Raw genomic sequence first — 7,831 nt, 5'->3', positions numbered from 1 at the left:
ATAAGCATTGATAATCCTTCAAATCTCCCCCCTATCGAGTCAATAATTAGTATTGAAGAACCAATTGTGAAGGCGACAATTCTGGTTCCGGCGGAGTATGTTGGAACGATCATGGAACTCAATCAAGAAAAGCGGGGAACGTATTTGACCATGGACTATGTTTCCAAGAGTAGGGTGCAACTGATCTATGAACTCCCGCTCAGTGAAATCGTTTTCGATTACTTCGATCAGTTGAAATCACGGACTAAAGGGTATGCGTCTCTGGACTATGAACTGTGTGGCTATAAAGAGACGGATTTAGTCAAAATTGATATCCTGTTAAACGGGGAAATGGTGGATGCGCTGTCGTTTATCATTCATCGAGCAAAGTCTTATAATCGGGGAAGGAAACTTGTTGAGAAACTTCGAAGAATTATTCCGAGGCAAATGTTCGAAATTCCTATCCAGTCTGTGATCGGAAACAGGATCATTGCCCGTGAGACCGTAAGTGCTATGCGGAAAGATGTTTTGTCCAAATGCTATGGCGGGGATATTTCCCGGAAACGCAAACTGCTCGAGAAGCAAAAAGCGGGAAAAAAACGTATGAAGCAAGTGGGCAACGTGGCAATACCTCAGGACGCCTTTATGGCTGTATTGCAGATCGAAGATTAGGGTATCGGTGATTAGATATTATAGATACGGGCACGATTCATCGTGCCCGTACCAGATAATTGATAAGTGTAAATCGAGCCCATACAGAGAGAGGATGCATACCTATGCCTTCCTTATATATACATGTTCCGTTTTGTGTTCAAAAATGTGATTACTGTGCGTTTTATTCTCATTCATTGGTAAATTCCCCCAAGGATCTTATATCCGTGTATTTAGAGGGTCTGGAAGTCGAAATGGCGAAGCGACGAGAAGATGCCCCTCAAGGGGTATCTTCTCTTTTTATCGGGGGTGGCACACCAACGTTATTAAAGGATAGGGACTTAGAATGTTTAATGAAAATGATTCATCAGCATTTTGATTTTAACCCAGGGGCTGAGCGTACCATTGAAGGGAATCCAGGGACCCTGACCTCATCTAAGTTAAATATCTTACGACATTACGGGATTAATCGTTTTTCTCTCGGGGTTCAGGCTTTCAATGACAAATTGTTGAAGGCAGTGGGACGTATGCATACTGCCCAGGAAGCTCGCGAAGCGATCGAGGGGTTGAGAAGGGCGGGATTTGATAATATTAACATGGATTTGATGTTTGGACTTCCTGCACAGGATATGGCGACTTGGCAAGCGATCATAGAGGAAGCCCTGTCTTACTCACCGGAACATCTATCCCTCTATGGATTAATGTTAGAAAAAAGCACCCCCCTCTATGAGCGGTATAGGGAAGATAATGCGTTACCCGACTGGCTTCCGGATGATGACTTGCAAGCAAAGATGCATGGCTGGGCAGTTAAACGGTTAAAACAGGCGGGGTATATGCACTATGAAACGTCTAATTTTGCGCGCCCAGGCTATGAATGCCGGCATAATTTAGGCTATTGGCGGGGAGAGGATTATTTAGGTTTAGGCCCGGGTGGGGTGTCTTGTTTAAACGGGGCGCGTTGGAAAAATATCGAAGAAGTACGCACTTATCTGATTCGCCTTTACAATGGGCAAGACCTCGTCGATGAAACGGGTTATGAAATATTATCGTTGCACGAGCGCATGGCGGAACGCATGATTTTGGGGTTGCGCCTTGAGGAAGGTGTTAATTTAACATTGTTTAGAAATGATTTTGGAGTCGATCTTAGGGATATTTATAGGGACGTGTTGGAACGCTATAAAGATAAAGATGTTCTTATATTTTGGGGTGACTATTTACGCTTGAATTCTAAATATTCTTTTGTAGCGAATTCGATTTTACAAGAATTCGTATAATAATAATAGAGTGTGACACGAGCTCCGTCTCACAAAAGACCCTCTTGACAAAGCCAAATTTGAGTGGTAATCTGATGGTATCAACTGTTAGCACTCATTAAGGGAGAGTGCTAACAAGAATATAGGCAAGCGGCGTTTAACGTTAGATAGCCAAGCGGGCAGTCTTCGGAAAGGCGGAGAGGCATGGATGCAAATGGATGAACGCAAACGCAAGATACTAAGGGCGATTGTACTGGACTATATTGCTACTGCTGAACCGATTGGTTCACGAACGATTGCACGTAAGTTTGATCTCGGTGTATCCCCTGCGACGATTCGTAATGAGATGGCTGATCTAGAAGATTTAGGGTTCATTGGACAACCGTATACTTCCGCGGGGCGAATTCCTTCGGATGCGGGGTATCGGTATTTTGTGGATTGCCTAATGGATCCTCAAGCGCTCAGTGAAGAGCATAGGGAAACAATTGAACGGGAAAGCACTAGACAAATCCATGAGATGCAAGAAGTTATTTCCTTAACGAGTAAGTTGTTGTCTGAACTTACAAACTTAACAAGTATTGTACTCGGACCACATAAAGCGAGAAGCACGTTTGGGAAAATGCATTTTCTACCGTATCAACCAGGCCAGGTTATTATGGTGATTGTGAAAGAAAACGGTGTGGTGGAAAACCATATTATTGATGTTGGAGAGAATGTCACAGCTGAAGAGCTTCAACATGTGGCCGGGGTTTTTAATCAAAAAATGCGAGGGTATTCCCTGGACCAGGTTAAACGCAGCATGTTGCACGAAATCTATAGTGAATTGTCTCGACAGAGGCTTCTGATTGATAATGCCTTGGATATGCTAAGGGCTATTTTGGACGATCAGAATGAAGAGGAACGCATATATCTTGGCGGAACTCTCAATATGCTGGATCAGCCTGAATTTAGGGACTTAGATAAAGTTAAAACCTTATTCAAAGTGTTCGAGGAAAATGAATCTCTGAGAAAACTACTACATCCTTACCAGGAAGGGTTAAACATCACCATTGGTGGAGAAAATACATTAAAGGAATTTCAAGATTGCAGCTTGATTTCTGCGAGCTATAAAGTCAATGGGCTTACCATCGGGGCGGTGGGAGTCCTTGGACCGACACGAATGGATTACGCTAAAGTGATTGCTATTGTTGACTTTATGACGCGCAGTTTGACGGAAATTTTGACGGGCAGAAAGAAATAGCGAAAGTGTTAAGTTGCACGCATAGCGCCGTTGCTATCACGCCCAAAAAAGTGAAAGGTCCTTAATTTAAAATATATAAATATATTTAAGCACGAGAGGTGATTACGGATGGAGCGAAAGAGAGATGAAGCTCTCAAAGATCACAAGTTGAGTAAGGACAAGGATAGTATGGAGGGCAAAGTACTTGAATCTGAAGAGGCTATCCTGGATGAAGGAAGCCTGGATAACAAGGAGAGGACTTCTCTTGAAAACAATCTGACGCTTGAAGAGGAGCTTGTTAGGACCAGAGCTAAAGCTGAAGATCATTATGGTCAGTTGCAACGTTTGCAGGCGGAATTTGATAACTATCGAAAACGGACTCAAAAGGAAAAAACTGAAATCATTAAATATGCGTCTGAACGCCTTGTGGGAGAGTTGCTTCCCGTACTGGACAATTTTGATCGCGCGATAAGTGCGGCCAAAGTCAATCCGGATTTTACATCCTTTTCGCAAGGGGTGGAGATGATTCTTCGTCAATTACAAACTGTGCTTGATAAGGAAGGTTTAAAGGTAATCGATGCTGTTGGTCAACCTTTTGACCCGAATATTCATGAGGCAGTGCTCCGAGTGGCTTCAGAAGATGAGCATCCCGAAAATACTGTCGTCGAAGAACTACAAAAAGGGTATTACCTTAAAGAAAAAGTTATACGTCCAAGTATGGTTAAAGTATCAAATTAGAAATTAAAGGGGGAAGAAACTAATGGGAAAAATTATTGGTATTGACTTAGGTACAACAAACTCCTGCGTAGCAGTTATGGAAGGCGGGGAAGCGGTAGTTATCCCTAATGCGGAGGGAAACCGGACAACTCCTTCTGCGGTAGGTTTTTCAAAAACCGGCGAGCGATTAGTTGGACAGGTAGCTAAGCGCCAGGCTGTTTCCAATCCTGAAAAAACTGTCACTTCTATTAAACTGAAGATGGGTTCTGATTATAAAGTAAAAATTGATGACAAGACTTACAGCCCACAAGAAATTTCTGCGATGGTTATCCAGAAACTTAAAATGGATGCGGAAGCTTATCTTGGGCAAACGGTCACCCAAGCGGTTATCACTGTACCGGCTTATTTCACAGACGCTCAACGCCAAGCGACTAAAGATGCCGGAGCAATTTCCGGACTTGAAGTGCTGCGCATTATTAACGAGCCTACAGCTGCAGCGCTTGCCTACGGTCTCGACAAAAAAGAAGACTCCACTGTTTTGGTATATGACTTAGGGGGCGGAACCTTTGATGTTTCAATCCTCGAATTAAGCCAGGGCATGGTTGAAGTGAAAGCTACGAGTGGTAACAACCATTTGGGCGGCGACGATTTTGACCAACGTTTAATTGACTATATGGTGGCTGAATACAAGAAAAGTAATGGCGCGGATCTCTCCAAAGACCGTGTGGCCCTGCAACGTTTAAAAGAAGCGGCGGAAAAAGCCAAAATTGAACTTTCCGGTGTTACGAACTCCAATGTTAATTTGCCGTTTATCACTATGACGGAACAAGGACCGCAGCATTTGGATATGAATATTTCCCGTGCCAAATTTGAAGACCTTATCTCAGATCTAGTGGAATCGACCATTGGCCCCACGCGTCAAGCATTGGAGGATGCCAAACTTTCCTGGAGCAAAATTGATCAGATTATATTAGTAGGTGGATCTACCCGTATCCCATCCGTCGTAGAAGCGATTAAGAAATTAAGCGGCAAAGAACCGCACAAAGGGGTTAATCCGGATGAAGTAGTCGCCATGGGCGCCGCGATTCAAGGCGGTGTTCTCAGTGGAGAAGTGAAAGATATGATCCTGCTGGATGTTACCCCGCTTTCCCTGGGGATTGAAACCCTTGGCGGAGTATTTACCCGGATCATAGATCGAAATACGACTATTCCTACTACCAAATCACAGATCTTCTCAACGGCTGCAGATAATCAAACCTCAACCGATATTCATGTTCTTCAAGGGGAACGCGAAATGGCGAGTTATAATAAGACGCTTGGGCGTTTCCAACTCACGGGAATACCTCCTGCGCCACGCGGTATTCCGCAAATCGAAGTTAAATTCGATATTGATGCCAATGGGATTGTCCACGTTTCAGCAAAAGATATGGCTACAGGGAATGAACAGAAAGTGACCATTACTTCCTCTACGGGTCTCTCAAAAGATGAGATCGAAAAAATGAAGCAAGACGCTGAAGCCCATGCTGAGGAAGATAAGAGAAACAGAGAGCTGATCGATGCCAGGAACCAAGCTGATTCTCTGGCTTATCAAACAGAGAAAACCTTGAAAGAATTCGAGGGTAAGGGGGATGCCGCTGAAGTTGAAAGCATTAAGAAAGCGATGGAAGATTTGAGAAAAGCGGCGTCCGCTGATAACGTTGGAGAGATTAACGCCAAAACAGAGGCGTTGAACAAAGTGCTTCATCCTTATATCGAAAAGATGTATCAACAAAAAGCGGCTCAAGAGCAGAATGCAGGAGCACAACCTGGAGCCGAAGGGCCTAAAAAAGAAGACGACGTTATAGATGCGGAGTTTACTGAGGTTAAGAAAGAATAGGGGAACCAACGCATTAGTGCAACTAAGGCTAGCGCCGGCGCCTGAAGGCTTGGAGCTAGCCAAGTTTTCTTTTATGGATTACTAAAAATATTACCATCAAAATGGATATTTCCTTGTGCATAAAGTCTTAGGGTCATATAATACTATAGGACTTATAACAATAGAACTGTAGACAAGCAGGAGTGTGGAGGGAAAACATGAAACGCGATCACTATGAAGTGCTTGGTGTCGATAGATCGGCCGGGGAACAGGAGATTAAAAAAGCGTATCGAAAGTTGGCCCGCCAATATCACCCGGATGTTAACCAGGGCGATAAGGGAGCAGAAGAAAAGTTTAAAGAAGTTACGGATGCCTATGATGTTTTGAATGATCCTGAGAAAAGAGCGAGGTATGACCAGTTTGGTCATGCCGGCGTAGATCCCGGCCAAGGTGGTGGATTTGGAGACGTTGGGGGCTTCGGGGACATTTTCGATATGTTTTTTGGCGGCGGTGGCGGCGGGCGGCGCGGTGGTCCTCAACGGGGTGCGGATTTACGCTATGCGATGTCCTTGACTTTTGAAGAAGCGGTGTTTGGCGTTGAAAAGGAAATTCAGATTCCGCGGGATGAAACCTGCTTGGATTGTCAGGGTTCTGGGGCAGCCCCGGGAACACATCCGACAACATGTTCTCAGTGTCACGGCAGCGGACAAGTGAAAGTGCTTCAACGCACGCCTTTTGGTCAAATCCAGACATCCCGAACGTGTCCAACGTGTCAAGGAGAAGGGCGCACTATTAGTAGTCCTTGCTCAACATGTCATGGACAAGGGAAAGTCCGAAAAGTTAAAACGATTAAGGTTAGCATTCCAAGAGGATCCGACGACGGCTTAAACTTAAGGCTCAGTGGAGATGGTGAGGCTGGAGCTAAAGGGGGTCCCTCGGGAGATCTTTATATTGTTTTACAGGTTAAACGGCACAAGTTCTTTGAACGGGAAGGGAATGACATTTATTGCGAGATTCCAGTTACCTTTGTTCAGGCGGCTCTCGGCGCAGAAATTGATGTTCCGACCCTGGATGGGGTGGTTAAAATGAAAATCCCCGAAGGGACACAAACGGCTACGGTTTTTCGGCTTAAAGGGCATGGCGTACCTCACCGCCGAGGGAACGGTCGTGGAGACCAGCATGTTCGGACTGTTTTGACAACGCCGACTAAGCTAAACGAAAAACAAAAGAAACTTTTACGTGAATTTGGTGAAGTGACGCCTGAACATCAACAAATGGGTAAAAAATCGTTGTTTGAAAAGTTTAGGGAAAACCTCCGCGATGCGATGGGGTAAAAAGGAGTATGACTAATGAATTGGCGTGAATTGGCGGTGGCAGTTTTATCTGAAGGAGAAGAAACTGTTGCCGATCTTTTTTATCAGTTCGGGTGTACGGGTGTTATTTTGAGCGAGGTTACCGGCTGTGAATCGGTTTAAGATTACGGAGCTTGGAAACGATGTCTTTTGGTTGCGTGATTCTGAACGAGATCACCTCGTCCGGGTGCTAAGGCTAAAACCCGGAGCTTTAGTGGTTGGTTTTGATAATACCGGGATGGAGTTTACCGGTGTCGTCCTAAAGATCGAGGACAATAGCGTAACCTGTCGGATTCTCAGTACGGATCATCCCGATGTGGAAGCCCATACTTCTATTTACCTTGTAGCAGGACTCTCTAAAGGAGAAAAAATGGAATGGGTAATTCAGAAGGGGACTGAACTGGGTATGGAGGGGCTCATTCCCTTGCGAACTAAACGATCTGTTATGCAACTTGAGGGAAGTAAAGCGCAAGACAGGGTTGTTCGATGGCAAAAAATTGCCTCACAAGCAGCGAAACAGTCTCATAGAGTTCAGGAACCCAAAATATCGGAGGTTTGCGATTGGAGGGACTTGGCGGAGCAGTTGCCCCCTGACACCCAGTGGCTTATTCCTTATGAAGAAGAATTAACTCAGCGGTTAGCCCTCGTGCTTGAAGGAATGGACCCAAAACGCCCTATTGCCATCCTGATTGGTCCTGAGGGAGGCTTTGATCAGACCGAGGTTGCTTTTGCCCAAGAAAAACTCGGGGCAAAGAGTGTTACGCTGGGGCCGAGGATTTTGCGGACAGAAACGGCTGCGCTGGCA

Annotated in this window: 8 protein-coding genes; all 8 read left to right on the top strand. The window is 45.0% G+C overall.

From position 1 onward, the window contains the following. The coding region (locus AC6I5A_RS12500; protein ID WP_034616518.1) for an elongation factor 4 family protein at positions 1-651 on the top strand (651 nt) is incomplete at its 5' end. A gap of 104 nt (positions 652-755) precedes the next feature. Continuing rightward, positions 756-1,904: a radical SAM family heme chaperone HemW gene (gene hemW, locus AC6I5A_RS12495; protein WP_034616514.1), complete on the top strand. Its 1,149-nt coding sequence runs from the start codon at positions 756-758 to the stop codon at positions 1,902-1,904. A gap of 187 nt (positions 1,905-2,091) precedes the next feature. After that, positions 2,092-3,123 carry a heat-inducible transcriptional repressor HrcA gene (hrcA, locus tag AC6I5A_RS12490; protein ID WP_034616511.1) on the top strand — a complete coding sequence of 344 codons (1,032 nt, stop codon included), beginning with the start codon at positions 2,092-2,094 and terminating at the stop codon, positions 3,121-3,123. Between the two features lie 168 nt (positions 3,124-3,291). Then, a complete protein-coding gene (gene grpE, locus AC6I5A_RS12485) occupies positions 3,292-3,840 on the top strand; it encodes a nucleotide exchange factor GrpE (RefSeq protein ID WP_497900736.1) in 549 nt (182 codons plus the stop codon). A 22-nt stretch (positions 3,841-3,862) separates the two neighbouring features. Next, on the top strand, positions 3,863-5,695 hold the full coding sequence (gene dnaK, locus AC6I5A_RS12480; RefSeq protein ID WP_034616505.1) for a molecular chaperone DnaK: 1,833 nt from the start codon (positions 3,863-3,865) through the stop codon (positions 5,693-5,695). Positions 5,696-5,892: 197 nt separating this feature from the next. After that, positions 5,893-7,008 carry a molecular chaperone DnaJ gene (dnaJ, locus tag AC6I5A_RS12475; protein WP_034616503.1) on the top strand — a complete coding sequence of 372 codons (1,116 nt, stop codon included), beginning with the start codon at positions 5,893-5,895 and terminating at the stop codon, positions 7,006-7,008. A gap of 15 nt (positions 7,009-7,023) precedes the next feature. Then, positions 7,024-7,149: a hypothetical protein gene (locus AC6I5A_RS12470; RefSeq protein WP_497900735.1), complete on the top strand. Its 126-nt coding sequence runs from the start codon at positions 7,024-7,026 to the stop codon at positions 7,147-7,149. Then, the coding region (locus tag AC6I5A_RS12465; protein WP_034616501.1) for an RsmE family RNA methyltransferase at positions 7,136-7,831 on the top strand (696 nt) is incomplete at its 3' end. The genes AC6I5A_RS12470 and AC6I5A_RS12465, both read left to right, overlap by 14 nt.

This window comes from Desulfosporosinus sp. Tol-M2, assembly GCF_059735615.1.
Note: the sequence above shows the minus strand (reverse complement) of the source record. Positions and strands in the feature narration are given on the sequence as shown.

What these genes read in the sequence shown, in the direction of transcription:
- hemW (WP_034616514.1), top strand. Translation starts at nt 756, where the DNA reads ATGCCTTCCTTATATATACATGTTCCGTTTTGTGTTCAAAAATGTGAT.
- hrcA (WP_034616511.1), top strand. Translation starts at nt 2,092, where the DNA reads ATGCAAATGGATGAACGCAAACGCAAGATACTAAGGGCGATTGTACTG.
- grpE (WP_497900736.1), top strand. Translation starts at nt 3,292, where the DNA reads ATGGAGGGCAAAGTACTTGAATCTGAAGAGGCTATCCTGGATGAAGGA.
- dnaK (WP_034616505.1), top strand. Translation starts at nt 3,863, where the DNA reads ATGGGAAAAATTATTGGTATTGACTTAGGTACAACAAACTCCTGCGTA.
- dnaJ (WP_034616503.1), top strand. Translation starts at nt 5,893, where the DNA reads ATGAAACGCGATCACTATGAAGTGCTTGGTGTCGATAGATCGGCCGGG.
- AC6I5A_RS12470 (WP_497900735.1), top strand. Translation starts at nt 7,024, where the DNA reads ATGAATTGGCGTGAATTGGCGGTGGCAGTTTTATCTGAAGGAGAAGAA.